Here is an 18,345-nt window from a genome sequence, read left to right as displayed (position 1 = left end):
GGGTCAGGTTTTGCTGCCCGCAAGCTTGTCGGCCAACTCGCCGACCTTTGTCTGTGCCTGCTTGTTGGCAGGGTAGACTTCCAACATCTGCTCCCAGGCCCTCAGCGCCAGTGCATCATTGCCCGATGCGTCCAGAATGGCGGCCATTCCGGCCATGGCTCCGAAATGCCTTGGTTCCAGCGACAGCACGCGGTTGATGTCGGCCATCGATTTGGAATGGTTGCCCATTGCGTAGTGCAAGGTGGCACGGCGGTTCCAGCCCTCCGCAAAGTCCGGCATCAGCACCACCACCTGGTCGAGCAGATCGAGCGCGAGGCTGTTTTTCTTGTCCGCCATGGCCTTGTCGGCCCATTGCAGCAGCAAGTTTGTGGTGGCGCTGCCTGAATCGCGCCAGCGCGCCCAGATGCGTTCGCTGATGCGTTTGGCCTGGTTGGTGTCGCGTTCCCGCTTGAGTTCCGAAAACAGGCTGTCGAGCTGATCGGCTGCCTCGGTGAGGGAGCTTGCAGCCGGTTTGGCCGCTTCGGTCTGTGCCAGTGCAGTGAGAGGCGATGCCAGCAAAAGGGCAAAGCTCGCGGCTACGGTCACAGGCAGAATCGTAAACTGAAAATGGCGCATGACGGAAAGTTAGTCCGTCTGCGCCAAAGATCAAATGCAAATTTCAGTGATGGGCCAAGCGGCCGCCTGTTTCAGCCCTGACGAGCCTTGAAACGGGGGTTCTGCTTGTTGATGATGTAGACCCGGCCCTTGCGGCGAACCAGACGGTTGTCACGGTGACGAGCCTTGAGCGCCTTGAGCGAATTCTTGATCTTCATTGTTCTGATCCGCGAGTTATGTGGGCAAAGCCCATTCAATCAAAAGCGCGCCAGCCAGGGGCGCGCATCGGTTGGCAGGCATTTACCGGCTTGCGAATTTGTTGTCAACCGCGACAGGCCGCTTTCCCGGCGAGATCCGCGCAGTTATGCAGTCTTTTGAGTGATCCTTGTGACATGACCCATCTTTCGTCCGGGGCGCGCCTCGGCTTTGCCGTAGTGATGGATGACCGCGCCTTTTTCGGTGGCGATTTCGCCAATGGTGTCAATCTCATCGCCGATCAGGTTTTCCATCACGCAGTCTGAATGGCGCCCTGTGTTGCCCAGTGGCAGTCCGGTGATGGCGCGAATGTGCTGCTCGAACTGCGACACGGCACAGGCAGCTTCCGTCCAGTGGCCGGAATTGTGCACACGCGGCGCCATTTCATTGACCAGTAGGCGATGCTGTTCGCCGTCACGCACGGCAAAGAACTCAACAGCAAAGACCCCGACATAGTCGAGATGGCTGGCGATCGCCTCGGCGATCCCGAGTGCCTGTGTCTGAGCTTCAGGCCCGAGCGCTGAGGGCACCTTGGATGTGTGAAGGATATGATCGCGGTGAATGTTCTCAGCGACATCGAAAGCGCACACCTCCCCTGACAGGCCGCGTGCAGCGATCACCGAAACTTCGCACTCGAAATGCACGAAGGCTTCCAGAACCGCCATCTGTCCAGCCATGGCCTGAAGGGCCGCATCGGCATCCTCCGGGCGCACAATCCTCGCCTGTCCCTTGCCGTCATAGCCCAGCCTTGTGGTCTTGAGCACGGCAGGCAGGCCGGTGACAGCCATCGCGGCATCAAGATCGGAGCGGGTTGCCACTGGCGCAAAAAGGGCGGTCTGCGCGCCCAGATCGCGCGCCATGGCTTTTTCCAGCAGCCGGTCTTGGGCCACCTTGAGGGCTTTCGAACCGGGACGAACGGGAAGCCGCGCCTCGAGCCACTCGACGGCTGCAACCGGAACATTTTCGAATTCGTAGGTAACCACGTCGCACAGGTTGGCCATTTGCGTCAGCGCTGCCGGATCGTCATAGGCCGCAACGATCTGCCTGTTGGCGACCTGGGCTGCCGGCGCTTCGGGGGCCGGGTCGAGAATCACGGTCTTGTATCCGAGTCTGGCCGCAGCCATGGCCAGCATCCGGCCAAGCTGGCCGCCACCGATGATTCCGATTGCCGAGCCCGGCTTGAGTGGTGCGACGCTCATGGCTGGTCAGATGGCTGGTCTGCGACCGCATCGGTACGCGCCTGACGCCAGGCATCGAGGCGTTGAGCCAGATCCGGGTCCGAGAGAGCCAGAACACTGGCTGCGAGCAATGCTGCATTGATTGCACCGGCCTTGCCGATGGCGAGCGTTCCCACCGGAATGCCGGCCGGCATCTGGACGATCGACAGCAGGCTGTCCTGGCCGGACAGCGCTTTGGATTCGACCGGAACGCCGAACACCGGCAAGGGGGTGAATGCCGCAGTCATGCCTGGAAGATGCGCAGCCCCACCGGCGCCTGCGATGATAACCTGAAAGCCCTCATCACGGGCGCCCTTGGCGAATGAGACCAGCCGGTCGGGCGTGCGGTGCGCAGAAACGATTCGCGCCTCACAGCCGATTCCCAGCTCTTCCAGAGTGTTGGCCGCGTGTTTCATCGTGGGCCAATCCGATTGGCTGCCCATGATTACGACCACCTTGCAGGTCCGGGTGAGAGTCATGTTCCGCTCCCCATGCTCAGGCTATAATATCTGGAATGATCTGGTCTTCGATCTCGGTGATCTTGTCCTTGATCGCCAGCTTTTTCTTCTTCATTCGCTGGATGCGCAACTGATCGCATCCCGTCTGAATCATGGCGTTAATGGCAACGTCAAAGTCTTCATGCTCATGGCGCAATCGCGCCACCAACATGCGAATCTCCGCCTGTTCCTGGTCGGACATGCAACTACCCCGTCTCACCGAACCCGCCGGTGCCTAGGACCGACTGTTTAACATGCCGGGGCTACTATCACAGAATCAGTGGTAACGGGAAGTTATCCCCATTCAAGAATCGTCTTCGACAAACTGAAAAAGCCGTGGCACACTTTGCAGTGTCAAGAAACCAACGCCCCGGCGTTTCGGCGTCGGGCTTCCCAAAAAAGGAGTCGCCTATGTCGATTGACGCTCATCTCGCATCGCTTGAGAAGAAACATGGTGAACTTGAAGCCGAGCTTCGGGTCGTACTTTCACAGCCTTCTTCCCATACCGAAACGATTGTCGATATCAAGCGTCGTAAGTTGCGTCTCAAGGACGAGATCAACCGTCTCAGGCCTCATACCGAACATTGAACAGATTTGTATGACACGTCCATGACAAGGTGCGGGGGATCGTCTCTCGCACCTTTTGTTTTGAAGTGTGAGTTTTGGCCGATAGGCGAAGCTGGATAAAGCGTCAGGACCAGAACTGGTCGACCCACAGATTGACATGCATGAAGCCATCCATCCTGACGGCATAGATGCGGCTTGTGCCCTTGCTCTCCACCGTGACCAGGCCGCTGTCGAGCAGGGCTTTCAGGTGCTGGGAAACCGCGGGCCGGCTGATCGGCAATCCATCGGCAAGCTCATTGACCGTTTGCGGTTGCCGCCGCAGCTCCTCCAGAAGATGGCGCCGGTTCGGATCGGCGATGGCATGGAAAACATCCTTGGTCATGGAGTGAAGCTAAGACAAACCTTTCCCACCGGCAAGTGTTCGATACATTGGCAGAAAAGTACTTTGGCGCTACAGCGCCGCGTCCTTCGCCAAGACCTTTCCCAACACTGTGATCAGCGGAGGACAAGGTGACCCCGGAGACCTGCCGGCGAGGCAGGCTTTCAAGGATTGCCCAGAGACCGGGCTTCTTCGCGCAGCAGGAATTTCTGGATCTTTCCGGTCGAAGTCTTCGGGACTTCGCGGAAAACAACCGAACGGGGGCATTTGAAGCGCGCCAGCAAACCGCGGCAATGCTCGATGACTTCGGCTTCGCTCAGCGTCTGACCGGGGCGCAGTTCAACAAAGGCGCATGGCGTTTCGCCCCATTTGTCATCGGGCCGGGCGACGACCGCTGCAGCCATGATTGCGGGATGTTTGTACAGCGCATCCTCGACCTCAATCGACGAGATGTTCTCGCCGCCGGATATGATGATGTCCTTGGAGCGGTCCTTGAGCTGCAGGTAGCCGTCGGGGTGCATGACACCAAGATCGCCGGAGTGAAACCATCCGCCACGGAACGCTTCGGCACTGGCTTCCGGGTTCTTGAGGTAGCCCTTCATGACAATATTGCCGCGAAACATGACCTCGCCGATGGTTTCGCCGTCGGCGGGTGTGTTTTCCATGGTTTCGGGATCCAACACCGCCAGATCTTCCAGTGCGGGATAACGCACACCCTGTCTGGCTTTCCTGGCTGTGCGCTCGGAACGGTCGAGTTTTGACCATTCCGACTTCCATTCATTGACGACGGCGGGACCATAGGTCTCGGTCAGTCCGTAAAGATGGACCACCTCGAAACCGGCATCAGCCATGCCGGCAAGCACTGCTTCGGGCGGGGGAGCCGCGGCGGTGTTGAAGCTTACGGTCTGGGAGAAGTCGCGTTTTTCCGTTTCCGGGGCATTGAGCAGGGTCGACATGACGATCGGCGCGCCACACAGGTGGGTAACGCCATGATCGGCGATCGCATCATACATTGCCTTGGCGCGAACCCAGCGGAGGCACACATGGGTGCCTGCGACGACGCCGAGCGTCCAGGGGAAACACCAGCCATTGCAATGGAACATCGGCAATGTCCAAAGATACACAGGATGCCTGCCCATGCCTGATGCGATGACATTGGAGTATCCCATAAGTGCAGCGCCCCGGTGATGGTAGACCACGCCTTTCGGATTGCCGGTGGTGCCGGAGGTGTAGTTCAATGACACTGAATCCCATTCGTCGTCAGGGGCTGATCGAATGAAATCCGGGGCTCCGGCGCTGACAAAGGTGTCATAGTCATGGGTTCCGATGCGCTCGCCCTTGGCGAAGGGCGCATCGTCGGGATATTCGGTGTCGTCATAATCGATCACCAGCGGTTTTGCGGCAGCCAGCGCCAATGCCTCAGCCATGACGGCCGAGAATTCGCGATCGACAATCAGCACCTTGGTTTCTGCGTGATCGAGCTGGAAAGCGATGGCCTGTGCGTCAAGCCGGGTGTTGATGGAGTGGAGAACCGCGCCGGTCATCGGAACACCATGGTGAGCCTCGAGCATTGCGGGCGTGTTCGACAGCATCACCGAAACGGTGTCGCCCTTGCCGATGCCAACGCTGCCCAGTGCGTTGGCGAGCCGCTTCGAGCGCTCGAGAAACATCGCATAGCTCGTCCGCTGGGAGCCATGTATGATCGCGATGTGATCAGGGTGGATGAGCGCCGCCCGCTCGAGATGCACCAATGGCGTCAAAGGCTGGTAGTTGGCGGCGTGGCGGTTGAGGTCGGTTTCATAAGGATTGGCGGTCACGCTTGTGGTCCCGTTCATGCTGCTTGTTGGATCCACACCATCAAATCACCTGCGCGCCGCTCTGTCATCCTGCCAATAGGTGGACAACCCCGTCCCAGATCAGCTTGAGCGCGGTCAGAAACACCATTGCATACATGAAGGGATAGAAGATCTCTGGCTTCATGCGCTTGACGATGTAGGCGCCCGCCAGCGTTGCCACCGGCGCGATCGGCGCCAGTACGAGAGACGTCGACAGGTTGGCAATGTCGAACTGACCCAGGGCGAAGTAGGGCACAAGCTTGATCGCGTTGATGATCGCGAAAAACCGGACGCTGGTTCCTGTGTACACCTTCGGATCCTGCCTGAGCGGCAAGGTGTAGATCTGGTAGGGCGGGCCTCCGGCATGGGAGACGAAACTGGTAAATCCCGCCAACGCTCCCCAGAGTCCGCCCCTGACGGGCCGGTGCTCATCCGCTGGTGCCGGACTGGCGTTGCGCCTTGCAGCAAGTGCCAGGGTCACATAGCGAGCGAAAAACCAAAGCGCCACGCAGCCGACGATCAACCGGATGATCGGATCGGTGATCCAGGCGGCGGTTGCCCATCCAATGGTGATGCCGATGACCGCACCCGGCACCATGATCAAAAGGGTTGCGGGGTCCCAGTGCTTGCGCCAGCTCCACAGGGTCACGGCGTCCATCACGATCAGGATCGGAAGCAGGATCGCAGCCGCCTGCACAGGGGGTATCGCCAGGGCCATCAGTGGCACGCCGAGCAGCGCCATCGCGCCGCCAAAGCCGCCTTTGGAGAGGCCCACCAGAAAGACCGCCGGAATGGCGACGGCATAGAAGATGGGGTCTGTCATCATCGGCGCAGTTGATCCTTGTGTCGCGCCGGTCTATCCCGTTTGCAGATGTTTGGCCATATCGGCCATTATGACCATCAGATTGTTCCCGACAGGATATCTCATGACCAGCCCCGCCAACCGCTGCCGCCTCGTACTGGTAACGCCTGACATTGCCGATGCAGGTGAACTCGCCGAGATTATGGCAAATGCGCTGCGTGGCGGCGACGTGGCCTCGGTCATCATTCCGCAACACGGGATCGATGAGAAAAGCTTCCAGCAGCGCTGTGAAGCGTTGATTCCGGTGATCCAGGCCGCTGGCGCCGCGGCACTTGTCGCAGGCGACACACGGGTTGCGGGCCGGGTTCGCGCAGATGGTCTGCACATTGAGGCCGGGCCGACCGCAATGGCGGAAGCGGTCGAACGGCATGCACCGGGCCTGATTGTCGGTGGCGGAAATGCGAAGGAACGCCATGCGGCGTTGTCCATCGGAGAGGCGCAGCCAGACTACCTGATCTTCGGGTCGATCGCGGGCGACATCAAACCGGAACCGCACCCCAAGAACCTGGCGCTTGCGGAATGGTGGGCTGACATGATCGAAATTCCCTGTGTCCTGATGGGCGGCACCAGCACCGCCTTTGTGGAAGAAATGGCTGCGACGGACGCCGAGTTCATTGCTTTCGGCCAGGCGGTGTTTTCGCAACCCGCTGACGCACCGCGGCTGGTTGCCGAGATCAATGCCGTGCTTGACGAAAAAGCGCCACGGTTTGGGGCATAATGCTTCGCATGTCAGATGCATCCACTTCTCGTTCTCTTTTGAAACCGCCGGAGCGCAGGCTTTCGGGCCTTGAGCTTTTGCCCGTGGTTCTTGTGTCTGCGGGGCTTGCGCTTGCCGCGGCGCCGGCACTCGCCCAGGATGCCGAGCCGACGGCGGAGGCGGCAACCGAAGCCGCCGCTGAACCGGCAGTTCCTGTGCAGAGTGACGCAGCCGATATCAAGGAAGATGCTGTTGATGCGATGGCAAAGGCCTTTGGGGCGTTTCAGCGTGGCTACTATCTGACCGCCATGGAATTGGCACTGCCGCGCGCGCAGCTTGGGGATCCTGCGGCGCAGACCCTGCTGGCCGAACTGTTCGCATCCGGTCTGGGGGTTCCTCGCAGTATGAATGACGCTGCGTTCTGGTACGGGCAGGCAGCAGAAGGCGGTGATGCGGCCGCTCAGTTCAAATATGCCGTCATGCTGCTTGAGGGGCGGCATGTGGAACCGGACCGTAAAAAGTCCGAGGTGCTGATGAAAAAGGCCGCTGATGCCGGCAATGCCTTCGCCCAGTTCAATCACGCGCAGACTCTGGTGTCCGCCAAGCCGGGCCCTACGGGCATTCTCGAGGCGCTGCCCTATTTCGAGCAGGCCGCGGAGCGTGGCGTGCCGGACGCCCAGTACGCGCTTGCCCAGATTTACAACAACACAGCCGGCATTCCCGAACAAAAACGAGCCCGGGCGCGCGAATATATGGAAAAGGCCGCACGGGCCGGCTTCGATACGGCGCAACTTGATTACGCGATCTGGCTGATTGACGGCATCGGCGGCGACAAGGATTACGAGAACGGGTTCCGGTGGATGGAAGTGGCAGCCAGCCGTGGCAATGTGGTTGCGCAAAACCGGATGGCGGTGCTCCATATCAACGGCATCGGAACCCTTGGTGATCCGGTTCAGGCGGGAAAATGGTACATCCTTTCCCGCCGCGCCGGATTCGATGATCGCTCGCTCGATGACTTCTATCAGGGCTTGACCGACGAAGAGCAGAAACAGGCGATCGAGGCGGCCAACGCGTTTGGCAAGCGCTGACAAGGTGCCGGTCGGCGCTGCCGCGACAGGCCGGACTTGAAAACTGACGCCAATTGTGGTCTTGAAGCCGCCAAACCGCGCCGAATGTCGGCCCGGGCAAAGATTTACGCGGAATGCTCCCATGAAAATCAATGGCAATGAAATTCGTCCCGGCAACGTGCTTGAGCACAATGGTGGCCTTTGGGCGGTTGTGAAAACCAATGCGGTCAAGCCTGGAAAGGGCGGCGCTTTCAACCAGGTCGAGATGAAGAACCTGATCGATGGCACCAAGCTCAATGAGCGCTTCCGGGCTTCCGAAACTGTCGAGCGCATCCGGCTCGAACAGAAGGATTTCCAGTTCCTCTATGAGCAGGGTGAAGCTCTGGTCTTCATGGATCTCGAAAGCTACGAACAGCTTGAGCTGCAAAAGGACTTTGTCGGCGACCGCCGTGCGTTCCTTCAGGACGGCATGATGGTGACGGTTGAGCTCTATGACGAGCGGCCGATCGGCATCGCGCTTCCAGATCATGTCACGTTGGCGATCGCGGAAGCCGATCCTGTGGTCAAGGGCCAGACGGCTGCGTCGTCCTACAAGCCCGCGATCCTGGAGAACGGCGTGCGCATCATGGTGCCGCCTTTCATTTCCTCCGGTGAGCGTGTGGTGGTCGACACCAACGAGCTGACCTATCTTCGCCGCGCCGACTAAGTCTCTCTGTGCCAGTGCGCTGCGCTCCTTATTGGGGTGCGTGGCGGGGTGCCAGAGCTGAAACCAGGGAAAGATCCAGATGGCGCGTTCAGCCCTTCTCAATGTGATGGTGCAATCGGCACTCAAGGCCGGTCGCTCGCTGGCGCGCGATTTTGGCGAGGTTCAGAACCTGCAGGTTTCGCTCAAGGGGCCCGGTGATTATGTCAGCCAGGCCGACCACAAGGCCGAGACCATCATCAAGACCGAATTGCTTCGCGCCCGGCCGACCTACGGTTTCATGGGCGAGGAGAGCATCGAGACACCGGGCACCGATGGTGCGCATCGCTGGATCGTTGATCCGCTTGATGGCACGACGAACTTTCTGCACGGCATTCCGCATTTTGCCGTGTCGATTGCGCTGGAGCGCAACAACGAGATTGTCGCCGGGGTGATCTACAATCCAGGCACCGACGAGCTCTATACTGCGGAACGCGGCGGCGGTGCGTTTCTCAACGACCGCCGCTTGCGGGTGGCGGGACGGAAGTCGATCTCCGACGCCGTCATCGGGACGGGGGTTCCCCATCTTGGCCGCGGGCATCATGGCCAGTTTCTGGTCGAGCTTCGCCATGTGATGGGAGAGTGCGCAGGCATTCGCCGCATGGGCGCTGCAGCTCTTGATCTCGCTTATGTGGCCGCAGGCAGGCTCGACGGCTTTTGGGAAAAGCCGCTTGAAGCCTGGGATATGGCCGCCGGAATCATTCTGATCCGCGAAGCGGGTGGCTTTGTGGCCGATACCTCTGGTGGCACGGACATGTTCGGCACCCGATCCATTGCGGCAGGCAATGAATACATGCTCAAAAACGTTCTGGAACTGGTGCAAAGGCCCGTTCCTGCGGCCTGAGCCGCCCCCTTCAAATCTGTTTTGCGCTCCCGCTTTCAATTTCGCCGCAATATCGGCTAGTGTCTGCCCGGAGAATGATTTGGGACACGGGCCGGGACGGACAGCGCATGGCGAAACTGACATTGTCTGGATGGGGTATCTCTGAAGACGGCAGCGGCGCGGACCCGCACAAATTGTCCAGCCCGCTAGTGTTCTTCTGGAGCATGATGATCTTTCTCATCCTCTCCGGATTCGTGGCAGCGATCCTCTACCGTCAGATCCAGGATGCCTTTCTCGCAAATCCAGGCCTGAATGGTCTGATCGTCGGTGTTCTCGCCGTTGGCGTGCTTCTGGTTTTTACCCATGTGCTGAGGCTCAGGCCGGAGGTTCGCTGGGTGAACTCCCTGCGTGCCACGGGCGATGCTGAAAAGGTAGGCCGGGACCCGGTGCTGCTGGCTCCGATGCGGGCGCTGATCGGACGTCGCCAGGAAATGGCGCTGTCGACCTCATCGCTGCGGTCGATTCTCGATTCGATCGCAACCCGTCTCGACGAGTCTCGCGACACCTCCCGCTATCTCATCGGACTTCTGGTTTTCCTTGGGCTTCTGGGAACGTTCTGGGGGCTGCTCGGAACCATCGGTTCGATCAATCAGGTGATCCAGTCGCTCAATCCCGGCAGCGGTGGCACGGAAGATGTGCTCTCGACACTCAAGACCGGATTGTCGGCGCCGCTCGAAGGGATGGGCACGGCATTTTCCTCTTCCCTGTTCGGTCTTGCCGGTTCGCTCATACTGGGCTTTCTCGACTTGCAGGCCGGGCGTGCCCAGAACCGCTTCTACACGGAGCTGGAAAACTGGCTGTCCACCATGACGGACCTTGATTCGGACGTCTCTGTGCCCGTGGAGGGCGCTGGAACCACGGAAGAAATCCGGATGCTGTCCGAACGCATGCAGAAACTGTCTCAGGATTCCGGCATGACGCCACGCACGACTGCAGCCATGGCGAGCCTCGCCGAGGGTATCCAGGGTCTGGTGAAGAACATGCGCAGTGAGCAGCAGATGCTGCGGGACTGGATCGAGGCGCAGCAATCGGAATCGCGGCGAATGCGCGAAACGCTCGACAAGCTCTCCGAAAAGATCGGAGACAAGTAAGCCATGTCTCTGGCGCGAAACCGGCGGCGGGAGCGAGGGGTCGATTATTGGCCCGGTTTTGTCGATGCGTTGTCGACGCTGCTGCTGGCGATCATGTTCTTGCTCACGGTGTTTGTGCTGGCGCAGTTTTTTCTGTCCCGCGAAATCTCCGGACGTGATCAGGTTCTCAACCGCCTCAACAGCCAGATCAATGAGCTGACGCAGCTGCTGGCGCTTGAGCGTTCAGGCAAGCAGGACCTTGAGGATACGCTTGCCAATCTGCAGGCGTCATTGTCGGAATCGGAGACGGACCGGTCGCGGCTCCAGCAATTGCTGGACAGCGGTTCGGGTGCCACAGCTGCGGCGGAAGCGCAGATCGGGGCGCTTAGCGAGACGCTGGATGCGGAGAAGAAGGTCTCGCAGCGAGCGCTCAACCAGGTGGAGCTGCTCAATCAGCAGATCTCGGCGCTCCGCTCACAGCTGGCGGCACTCGAGGATGCGCTCGAGGTCTCGGAAACCAAGGATCAGGAGACCCAGGCCAAGATTGCCGATCTCGGTCGCAGGCTCAATGTGGCGCTGGCGCAGCGGGTGCAGGAGCTCAACCGCTACCGGTCGGATTTCTTCGGACGGTTGCGTGAGATTCTCTCAAGCCGCGAAGATGTGCGCGTTGTCGGCGACCGCTTCGTGTTCCAGTCGGAAGTCCTGTTTCCGTCGGGGGGCAATGAGCTCAATCCGGCCGGCCAGGAGCAGATGGCGAAGCTTGCCGAGGCGATCAATGAGCTTTCGCGCGAGATCCCCGAGGAGATCAATTGGGTGCTTCGTGTGGATGGCCACACCGACAATGTGCCGTTGTCGGGGACCGGCCGCTATGCGGACAATTGGGAGCTGTCGACGGCGCGTGCCACCTCGGTCGTCAAATATCTGATCGAGAATGGTGTGCCGGCCAACCGTCTGGTGGCCGCCGGCTTTGGAGAGTTTCAACCGATCGCCGATGGCGACAGCGACGAAGCCCGGGCCACCAACCGGCGCATCGAGCTCAAGCTTACCGAGCGCTGAGCGCGACAGGGCGCTGGCTCATTTGCGGTCGAACCCCGGCAGGGCATCCCGAACCGGCAAAGCTGCTGCAAGCGGAGCGTAATCCTGCTGGTTTGACGGGATCAGGCCCGACAGACACAGTGATCCTTTGATCGCGGGATCGAGCCGTTTCAGGGCTGTGTCGATGGCGCCTGCGATCCGTGGAGCCTGCCGGGCAAGGCGCAGACTTGCAATCAACGGCAAAGCGGGCGTTTCCGGCGTGGTGGCAAAGACCACGAGTTCGGCAGCTGCTGGTTCATGCCGCTTGGCGAGCTCCCAGGCAATGGCGTCGATTGCCACCCAATCGGCTTCGCCTGCGGCCACTGCCTTTAGGGAAGCGCGGTGCGCCCCTGTCTCGAGTGGCTCCGGCATCGATGTGCAGCCATTGCCGGCAAGCAGCCGGACCGGCGCGGCAAAGCCTGACTGGGAGTGCGCCATGTTGAATGCGAGGCGCCTGTGCTGCAGCCCGGCCAGGCTTTCCGGCAGACTGGACCTGCGGGCAACGAGAACGCTGAAATAGTGCCCGGGTTTGACGCCTTCGAGCCTGTAGGAAGGGGTTGCGATCAGGGCCACTTTTCCGCTCAGGCCGTTGGCATAGGGAAAGCCGCAGGTCTGGGAGAGCACCAGATCCGGATGGGTCCAGAGGGCCTCGGCTTCGCCGTCCCGCGAAAGTCCTGCCGGCGCGTCAATTCCTTCCTGGATCAGCGCAGCGCGGATGGCGGACCACAACGCGTCAGTGGCATCGCGGACTTCGGGCCAATCATACATCGGCAAGGCGGCGACGCCCGGCCGGGCGTCGCTCTTGGAAGTTGCTGAAGCAGGCATCAGCTTTGGTCGCCGTGCTTGTTGCGTCTTACGTCCATCGGGTATGCCACCGGCTCTTTTGCCCTGAAGCCGTGGCGCCGGAAGACCTCCCAGTAGCTTTCGTACCGGTAACCACCGTTCATGCGCAGAAACCTCGACCGGTTCTCGCGAAAGAAGGCTGGAATCCGGTACCAGGCGAGTGAGGGATAGGCATGATGCACCGAGTGAAAGTTGTTGTTGAGGAACAACAGGCTCAGCGGTCCCCTGGTTTCGATGATCACCGAGCGTTGATTGGCCTTTTCTGTGGCCTGGTGCTCGATGAAGGAGCGCACCATCAACAGTCCCATGCCCAGATAGGCGGCGAGGAAATAGGCTGCCGGATGCAGACTGCCGAAACGTGTGATCAACCAGAACAGGGCTGTCACAGCCAGGATATGGCGCAGCCAGACCCGGACTACAGCCGGCTCGCCGGCCATGGCACGCCGGAACTCGCTGATCGCGAAACCGATTGCCGCCAATGCAGGCCCAACTGTGGTTCGTCCGGCAAGCGTGTTGTTGAAGGTCAGCAGTCGCTGGAGCCAGGCCGGGATTGTGCTCCAGACCTCCCGGTCGAGGTAATAGCTCTCCGGATCGTCATAGGGATCGGTGATGTTTTCGTTGATGTGATGGTTGAGATGGCAGGATTTGAAGCGCAGGTAAGGCACCAGCACTCCTATTGGCGGGGCGATCAGCAGATCGTTCAGTTTCTGGTTCCGAAATGGATGACCATGCAAAAACTCGTGTTGGAGCGAGGAATGCAGCGAGATGGTGGGTATCAGGAAAAGGACACGCAATGTGTCAGGCAGCTCAGCCCACCCAAACGCCAGCAAAAACCACACAGCATAGCAAACGCCTGCAACGAGCAGGGTTCGCCACTCCGCGTCATTCCGCATTGTGGATACACCTTCTGAATGTTCCTGTTATAGCCCGCGAATGAGATTATGTCCCGCGCGTGGCTTCCAGACGAACGCTCTGTTTTTAGCCCAGTTTGGGGGTGCTCACAAGATCATCGCAGGTAAAACTTAGCCGGCTTTCTCAGAGAGCGAGGCATTGCCCTGTGGTGTGGCGAGGGACAGGGCTTCGGCGCCGTGTTCGAACTGCAGGCGTGCCAAACGGGCGTAGAGACCGCCGCGCGCCACCAATTCGCCATGGGTGCCCTCCTCGACGATACGGCCCTGATCAAGGACAAGAATACGGTCGGCCCGAAGCACCGTTGCGAGGCGGTGCGCGATGACGATCGTGGTGCGGTTCTGCATCAGCCCTTCAAGCGCCTTCTGCACCAGTGTCTCGCTCTCCGCATCAAGCGCTGATGTGGCTTCGTCCAGCAGCAGGATCGGTGCATCCCGCAGGATGGCGCGCGCAATGGCGACACGCTGGCGTTGGCCGCCGGAGAGCGTGATGCCGCGTTCGCCCACAGCGGTCGCATAGCCCTGGTCGAGCGCCATGATAAAATCATGGGCCTGGGCTGCACGGGCGGCGGCCTCGATGTCGGCCTGGCTGGCACCGGGTTTGCCAAAGGCGATATTGTCCCCGACGCTGCCTGCGAAAATCGTCACATCCTGCGGTACGACAGCGATACGGGCGCGGACTTCTGCCGGATCGGCGTCACGGACATCGACGCTGTCGACAAGCACCCGGCCACTGCTGGCGTCGTAAAACCGCAGGATCAGCGAGAACAGCGTCGATTTGCCCGCGCCGGACGCGCCGACGACTGCGACGGTTTCGCCGGGCCGGACATGAAAGCTTGTCCCCTCCAGCGCCGAAGACTCGGGGCGGGCTGGATAGGCAAATCCGACATTGTCGAAAAGAATGTCGCCCACCGGTGGCTGCGGCAGCGGAGCCGGGTTTTCAGGAGCACGGATCTCGGGCACTTCATCAAGGAGTTCGCTCAAACGCTCGGCAGCGCCTGCGGCCTGGGAGAGTTCGCCCCAGACCTCGGACAATGCGCCGAGGCTGCCGGCGGCAAAGACCGAATAGAGCAGGAACTGGCCAAGCGTGCCGGGAGAAAGTTCGCCAGCCAGCACCGATTGCGCACCATACCAGAGCACGGCCACCACTGAACCGAAGGCCATGGCGATGGCGAAGCCGGTGAGGATCGAGCGGGCCAGAATAGAGCGCCGCGCTGCGCCAAAGGCGGTCTCCACCGCGCCGCTGAAACTGGCCTGGGCTGCGGCCTCCGTGTTGAACGCCTGAACGGTGCGAGTGGCACCGATTGCCTCACCGGCAAAGGTCATAGCCTCCGCGAGCGTATCCTGCGCTTCGCGCGAGCGCTTGCGCACCTTGCGGCCAAACCCCACCAGAGGAAATACGATCAGCGGTATCGCACCCAGAACCAGGCTGGAGAGTTTGGGTGAGGTCACGAACATCATCGCGGCAGCGCCAACGCACAAGATGGTGTTGCGCAGGGCGAGCGAGGCGGTCGCTCCGACGGCGGATTTGATCTGCGTGGTGTCTGCGGTCAGCCGCGAGACGATTTCGCCCGAGCGGTTGGCGTCATAGAAGGAGGCGGACAGCCGTGTGACATGATCGAAGACATCGCGGCGGATGTCGGACACCACGCGTTCACCCAGCGTGATGACGAAATAATAGCGGCATGCCGAAGCGAGGGCGAGAAGGGCGGCGATCCCGGCCAGCATCGAGAAATAGGTGTTGATGAAGCCGGCATCCTGCGCGGAGAAGCCATGGTCAATCATTCTGCGCACGGCCGTTGGCAGGCTCAGTGTGGTGACCGCAGCAATGAGAAGGAACGCTAGGGCGCCGAAGACCAGGCGTGGGTAGCGCTTTATATAAGGAAAAAGCCGCGCCAGAGGGCGGATGGATTTGCGGGCGGTCTGGGGTGTCTTGCTTTGATCAGCCACGGCTGCTCCTGGATACTGCGCATGCGGTCCACTGTCGGGCCGCAAAATCGGATGCAGCCCTTGTTATCGACTGTGCCTTCATGTATAGGCTCGCCATCGAATTGGAAAGCCGTTGACCGAAAGGACTTCGGCTTCATTTATGTGTTTGGCCAATATGCCGCATGATTTGCTGTGCAGGGCCCTCAAACGGCAGGACAAGAAAATGAAGGCTGACATCCATCCTGACTACCACATGATCAAAGTGGTCATGACCGACGGTACCGAGTACATGACCAAGTCGACCTGGGGCTCGGAAGGTGACACCATGAACCTCGAGATCGATCCCCGCTCGCACCCGGCCTGGACCGGCGGCAACCAGCAGCTGATGGACCGTGGTGGTCGCCTGTCGAAGTTCAAGAAGCGCTTCGAAGGCCTCAGCATGTAAGATTTCCGGTTGTGCCGGACTGTTCAAAGCCCGCCGGTTCTCCCGGCGGGCTTTTTTGTTGCGGGTTAATCGTTGCATTGAGGCTTGGGGGGCTGGCGAGAGGCGGGGGCGCTCATCGACACCGGGACGCCATGGACATCTCACAAGAAAAAAGCCCGCGAGATGATCGCGGGCTTCTTTGTCTGGTCTCTCAGGACCGAGATCTCTGCAGAGCCGGTGTGCGGCTCTCTGTTCTCTCAGCGCTTGGCAAAAGCTGTCTGAAGAAGGTTCTGTTGCGCCTGAACAGAGTTCTCATTGTCCGGGCGAAGTGTCGGGGTCTCATTCGAGCGATAGATCTCGCGATCAAGAATGGCGACACGGTTCTGGATGCGCAACGAATGTTCGACGAGGTCACGGAAGGCTTCGGGCAGTTCTGCCCAGCCGGGTGCGTTGCGGTCGCAATTGAAGCTGTCGAGGCGGACCTTGTTCTTTTCCGCAACAACTTGATCGCGGTTCATCTCGCCATTGTTCACCGCGCGCTGCAACAGCAGCCATGACGCCATCTGCATAAGCCGGGTGGTAAGGCGCATTGATTCAGCTGCATAAAGAACAGCGGCGAGGCGTGGCAGAGCCTTGGAAGCGGTGCGGCCCGGGCCATCGAGGTAGTTCGCGGTTTCCTCGACCAGCGCCATTCCCTCGGCGTAGAGTGCCTTGAACTGTCCCGAATTGGCCATCCGGTCCGCGAGATTGACGGTGTTGAGGCTGGTATCAGTCATGTGCCGCGAGATCCTCATTACAAAATACGTTGCCTGTCGGCAGGTCGCTGGACGTTGTGTCCGGCTTGTGTGTGAAACTACTCTGCCCATTTGCAGCACGGGCGGCAAGAGCATTGTTAAGAAAGGGTTAACGTCAGAACCGCCGCCAGCGCGCCGCCCGCGGCACGGGCGGGTCTGGCTTTTTTCTGTTTCAAAGCAGGAAAAATGGCCCTGTGGGACAAGTCGTTTCTTGGAATTTTCCAAAAAAAAAGAGCCGCAGAAGCGGCTCTCAAGAGTTTAACAGGGAGGCGTCAAACAGTGTGACCAATCGTCAAACTGTCAAATCCAGAATGTCTGGATGTGTATAGTAAACACTTGTAAAGCTTAACTGGAGCTTAACAGAAATCGCTTTATATTTAAGTGTTTGGTGTTGCTAATTTATTTCTATCGGAAAAAGTTCTCGGCCGCCTTGCGGCTTGATGTTTTGGCCGCCTTGTCCGCTTCAAGGCGGGCAATTTCATTTTTGAGCAGTGTGATTCGTTCATCCAGATCGCCGGCGGACAGAAAGGTCAGGTCACAGCCTATCTCATGGAGTTTCTTGGGCTTGGGCATGTCATCATCGGCAAACATGGTCGCGGCCTTTCCGGATTTGGTCGGTACTGGCAGTCAGGCTTGGAAACAGCCTGATTGCCGCCTTGTTCCCAGTTTAGCCCAAGCCTATGTTCCGGAAAAGCGGCGTGAAGGAGAATGACATGATGCGTGCAATCGAAATACGAGAACCAGGCGGGCCCGAAATGCTCGTTCCGGCGAGCCGCCCGACGCCGACTGCAAGCGACACTCAGCTTCTGATCAAGGTGGCGGCTGCCGGAGTCAATCGTCCCGATTGCCTGCAACGGCAGGGTGCCTATCCGCCGCCCCCTGGTGCCTCCGACATTCCGGGTCTTGAGATCGCCGGCGAAGTGGTTGCGACCGGCAAGGCCGTGAGCCGCTTCAAAACCGGCGAAAAGGTCTGCGCGCTGGTGCCGGGCGGTGGCTATGCCGAGTTCTGTGTGGTGGATGAGACCAATGCGTTGCCCGCACCCAACGGGCTCACCATGATCGAGGCGGCAGCGATTCCCGAGACCTTCTTCACAGTCTGGCACAATGTCTTCCAGCGTGGCGGTCTGAAAGCCGGCGAAAGCTTTCTGGTTCATGGCGGGACGTCGGGTATCGGCACAACAGCCATCCAGCTTGCCAAGGCTTTCGGGGCGAAGGTTTTCGCAACCGCGGGCTCCGAGGCCAAATGCGCCGCCATGCTGGATCTGGGTGCGGATCTGGCGATCAACTACAAGGAAAGCGACTTTGTCGAAGTCCTCAAGGAGGAGACGGGCGGCAAGGGTGTTGACCTGATCCTCGATATGGTCGGTGGCGACTACATCAACCGCAACTACCAGGCTGCCGCCGTTGAAGGCCGGATCGTGCAGATCGCGTTTCTGAATGGCCGCAAGGCCGAGGTCGATTTCTCCTTGCTGATGATGAAACGCCTCACCCATACGGGGTCAACGCTGCGCGCGCGCGACATTGCCTTCAAGGCAAAGATCGCCAGCGAATTGCGGCAGCATGTCTGGCCGCTTCTCAATGAGCGCAAGGTGTTGCCGGTGATGGACTCGATCTATCCGCTGGAGCAGGCCGCGGCCGCGCATCAGCGCATGGAAGATGGCGATCACATCGGAAAGATCGTGCTCGACGCCGGGTGACGCGTTGGCCG

At 59.9% G+C, this 18,345-nt stretch carries 22 protein-coding genes; 9 read left to right on the top strand and 13 right to left on the bottom strand.

What is annotated here, in order from left to right:
* Positions 1-3 precede the first annotated feature (3 nt).
* From HPDFL43_RS18165 to HPDFL43_RS18145, 5 genes are all read right to left on the bottom strand, one after another.
* Positions 4-615 carry a tetratricopeptide repeat protein gene (locus HPDFL43_RS18165; protein WP_007198865.1) on the bottom strand — a complete coding sequence of 204 codons (612 nt, stop codon included), beginning with the start codon at positions 613-615 and terminating at the stop codon, positions 4-6.
* Positions 616-686: 71 nt separating this feature from the next.
* Complete coding sequence (gene ykgO / locus HPDFL43_RS18160; protein ID WP_003497670.1) at positions 687-812, bottom strand: type B 50S ribosomal protein L36; 126 nt, start codon at positions 810-812, stop codon at positions 687-689.
* Positions 813-956: 144 nt separating this feature from the next.
* Complete coding sequence (locus HPDFL43_RS18155) at positions 957-2,048, bottom strand: 5-(carboxyamino)imidazole ribonucleotide synthase (RefSeq protein ID WP_007198864.1); 1,092 nt, start codon at positions 2,046-2,048, stop codon at positions 957-959.
* Positions 2,045-2,545, bottom strand: a complete 501-nt coding sequence (purE, locus tag HPDFL43_RS18150) for a 5-(carboxyamino)imidazole ribonucleotide mutase (RefSeq protein ID WP_007198863.1) — start codon at positions 2,543-2,545, stop codon at positions 2,045-2,047. Before purE ends, HPDFL43_RS18155 begins: the two co-directional genes overlap by 4 nt.
* Positions 2,546-2,561: 16 nt before the next feature.
* Positions 2,562-2,765, bottom strand: a complete 204-nt coding sequence (locus tag HPDFL43_RS18145; protein WP_007198862.1) for a YdcH family protein — start codon at positions 2,763-2,765, stop codon at positions 2,562-2,564.
* Between the two features lie 209 nt (positions 2,766-2,974).
* Between HPDFL43_RS18145 and HPDFL43_RS21760 the strand changes: the two genes are divergently transcribed.
* Positions 2,975-3,151: a YdcH family protein gene (locus HPDFL43_RS21760; RefSeq protein WP_007198861.1), complete on the top strand. Its 177-nt coding sequence runs from the start codon at positions 2,975-2,977 to the stop codon at positions 3,149-3,151.
* Between the two features lie 103 nt (positions 3,152-3,254).
* On the opposite strand, the gene HPDFL43_RS18135 is transcribed toward HPDFL43_RS21760, so the two are convergent.
* The 3 genes from HPDFL43_RS18135 to HPDFL43_RS18125 all read right to left on the bottom strand — a co-directional run bounded on the left by HPDFL43_RS18135 (position 3,255) and on the right by HPDFL43_RS18125 (position 6,170).
* The gene (locus tag HPDFL43_RS18135; RefSeq protein WP_007198860.1) at positions 3,255-3,512 is read right to left on the bottom strand and encodes an ArsR/SmtB family transcription factor; all 258 of its coding nucleotides are present in this window, start codon (positions 3,510-3,512) and stop codon (positions 3,255-3,257) included.
* A 161-nt stretch (positions 3,513-3,673) separates the two neighbouring features.
* Positions 3,674-5,344: an acyl-CoA synthetase gene (locus tag HPDFL43_RS18130; protein ID WP_007198859.1), complete on the bottom strand. Its 1,671-nt coding sequence runs from the start codon at positions 5,342-5,344 to the stop codon at positions 3,674-3,676.
* Between the two features lie 46 nt (positions 5,345-5,390).
* Positions 5,391-6,170, bottom strand: a complete 780-nt coding sequence (locus HPDFL43_RS18125) for a sulfite exporter TauE/SafE family protein (protein WP_007198858.1) — start codon at positions 6,168-6,170, stop codon at positions 5,391-5,393.
* A gap of 100 nt (positions 6,171-6,270) precedes the next feature.
* On the opposite strand from HPDFL43_RS18125, the gene HPDFL43_RS18120 reads away from it, so the two are divergent.
* The 6 genes from HPDFL43_RS18120 (at position 6,271) to HPDFL43_RS18095 (ending at position 11,721) form a co-directional block, all read left to right on the top strand.
* Positions 6,271-6,924 (top strand): thiamine phosphate synthase, encoded by a 654-nt coding sequence (locus HPDFL43_RS18120; RefSeq protein WP_040450496.1) that lies wholly within the window; start codon positions 6,271-6,273, stop codon positions 6,922-6,924.
* An 8-nt stretch (positions 6,925-6,932) separates the two neighbouring features.
* Positions 6,933-7,991, top strand: a complete 1,059-nt coding sequence (locus HPDFL43_RS18115; RefSeq protein ID WP_084594804.1) for a tetratricopeptide repeat protein — start codon at positions 6,933-6,935, stop codon at positions 7,989-7,991.
* A gap of 121 nt (positions 7,992-8,112) precedes the next feature.
* The gene (gene efp, locus HPDFL43_RS18110; protein ID WP_007198855.1) at positions 8,113-8,676 is read left to right on the top strand and encodes an elongation factor P; all 564 of its coding nucleotides are present in this window, start codon (positions 8,113-8,115) and stop codon (positions 8,674-8,676) included.
* A gap of 79 nt (positions 8,677-8,755) precedes the next feature.
* Positions 8,756-9,556, top strand: a complete 801-nt coding sequence (locus HPDFL43_RS18105) for an inositol monophosphatase family protein (protein ID WP_007198854.1) — start codon at positions 8,756-8,758, stop codon at positions 9,554-9,556.
* 107 nt (positions 9,557-9,663) lie between these two features.
* Positions 9,664-10,686 carry a MotA/TolQ/ExbB proton channel family protein gene (locus tag HPDFL43_RS18100; RefSeq protein WP_040450492.1) on the top strand — a complete coding sequence of 341 codons (1,023 nt, stop codon included), beginning with the start codon at positions 9,664-9,666 and terminating at the stop codon, positions 10,684-10,686.
* 3 nt (positions 10,687-10,689) lie between these two features.
* The gene (locus tag HPDFL43_RS18095; protein WP_007198852.1) at positions 10,690-11,721 is read left to right on the top strand and encodes a peptidoglycan -binding protein; all 1,032 of its coding nucleotides are present in this window, start codon (positions 10,690-10,692) and stop codon (positions 11,719-11,721) included.
* An 18-nt stretch (positions 11,722-11,739) separates the two neighbouring features.
* Here HPDFL43_RS18095 and HPDFL43_RS18090 read toward each other — a convergent pair whose 3' ends face one another.
* The 3 genes from HPDFL43_RS18090 to HPDFL43_RS18080 all read right to left on the bottom strand — a co-directional run bounded on the left by HPDFL43_RS18090 (position 11,740) and on the right by HPDFL43_RS18080 (position 15,440).
* Positions 11,740-12,564 carry a phosphate/phosphite/phosphonate ABC transporter substrate-binding protein gene (locus HPDFL43_RS18090; RefSeq protein ID WP_007198851.1) on the bottom strand — a complete coding sequence of 275 codons (825 nt, stop codon included), beginning with the start codon at positions 12,562-12,564 and terminating at the stop codon, positions 11,740-11,742.
* Positions 12,564-13,475 (bottom strand): fatty acid desaturase, encoded by a 912-nt coding sequence (locus HPDFL43_RS18085; protein WP_007198850.1) that lies wholly within the window; start codon positions 13,473-13,475, stop codon positions 12,564-12,566. Before HPDFL43_RS18085 ends, HPDFL43_RS18090 begins: the two co-directional genes overlap by 1 nt.
* A 129-nt stretch (positions 13,476-13,604) precedes the next feature.
* A complete protein-coding gene (locus tag HPDFL43_RS18080) occupies positions 13,605-15,440 on the bottom strand; it encodes an ABC transporter transmembrane domain-containing protein (protein WP_007198849.1) in 1,836 nt (611 codons plus the stop codon).
* A gap of 202 nt (positions 15,441-15,642) precedes the next feature.
* On the opposite strand from HPDFL43_RS18080, the gene rpmE reads away from it, so the two are divergent.
* On the top strand, positions 15,643-15,864 hold the full coding sequence (gene rpmE / locus HPDFL43_RS18075) for a 50S ribosomal protein L31 (protein WP_007198848.1): 222 nt from the start codon (positions 15,643-15,645) through the stop codon (positions 15,862-15,864).
* Between the two features lie 236 nt (positions 15,865-16,100).
* On the opposite strand, the gene rcdA is transcribed toward rpmE, so the two are convergent.
* Entirely contained in the window at positions 16,101-16,619 is a 519-nt protein-coding gene (gene rcdA / locus HPDFL43_RS18070) for a protease adaptor protein RcdA (RefSeq protein WP_040450487.1), read from the bottom strand.
* Positions 16,620-17,042: 423 nt separating this feature from the next.
* Positions 17,043-17,228, bottom strand: a complete 186-nt coding sequence (locus tag HPDFL43_RS18065) for a DUF1192 domain-containing protein (protein ID WP_007198846.1) — start codon at positions 17,226-17,228, stop codon at positions 17,043-17,045.
* Between the two features lie 122 nt (positions 17,229-17,350).
* Between HPDFL43_RS18065 and HPDFL43_RS18060 the strand changes: the two genes are divergently transcribed.
* On the top strand, positions 17,351-18,334 hold the full coding sequence (locus HPDFL43_RS18060) for an NAD(P)H-quinone oxidoreductase (RefSeq protein ID WP_040450486.1): 984 nt from the start codon (positions 17,351-17,353) through the stop codon (positions 18,332-18,334).
* Positions 18,335-18,345: the final 11 nt, after the last annotated feature.

Origin of the sequence: Hoeflea phototrophica DFL-43 (genome assembly GCF_000154705.2) — a bacterium.
Lineage (GTDB): Bacteria > Pseudomonadota > Alphaproteobacteria > Rhizobiales > Rhizobiaceae > Hoeflea > Hoeflea phototrophica.
The sequence above is the reverse complement of the archived record's forward strand: the minus strand, read 5'-3'. Positions and strand labels throughout refer to the sequence as shown.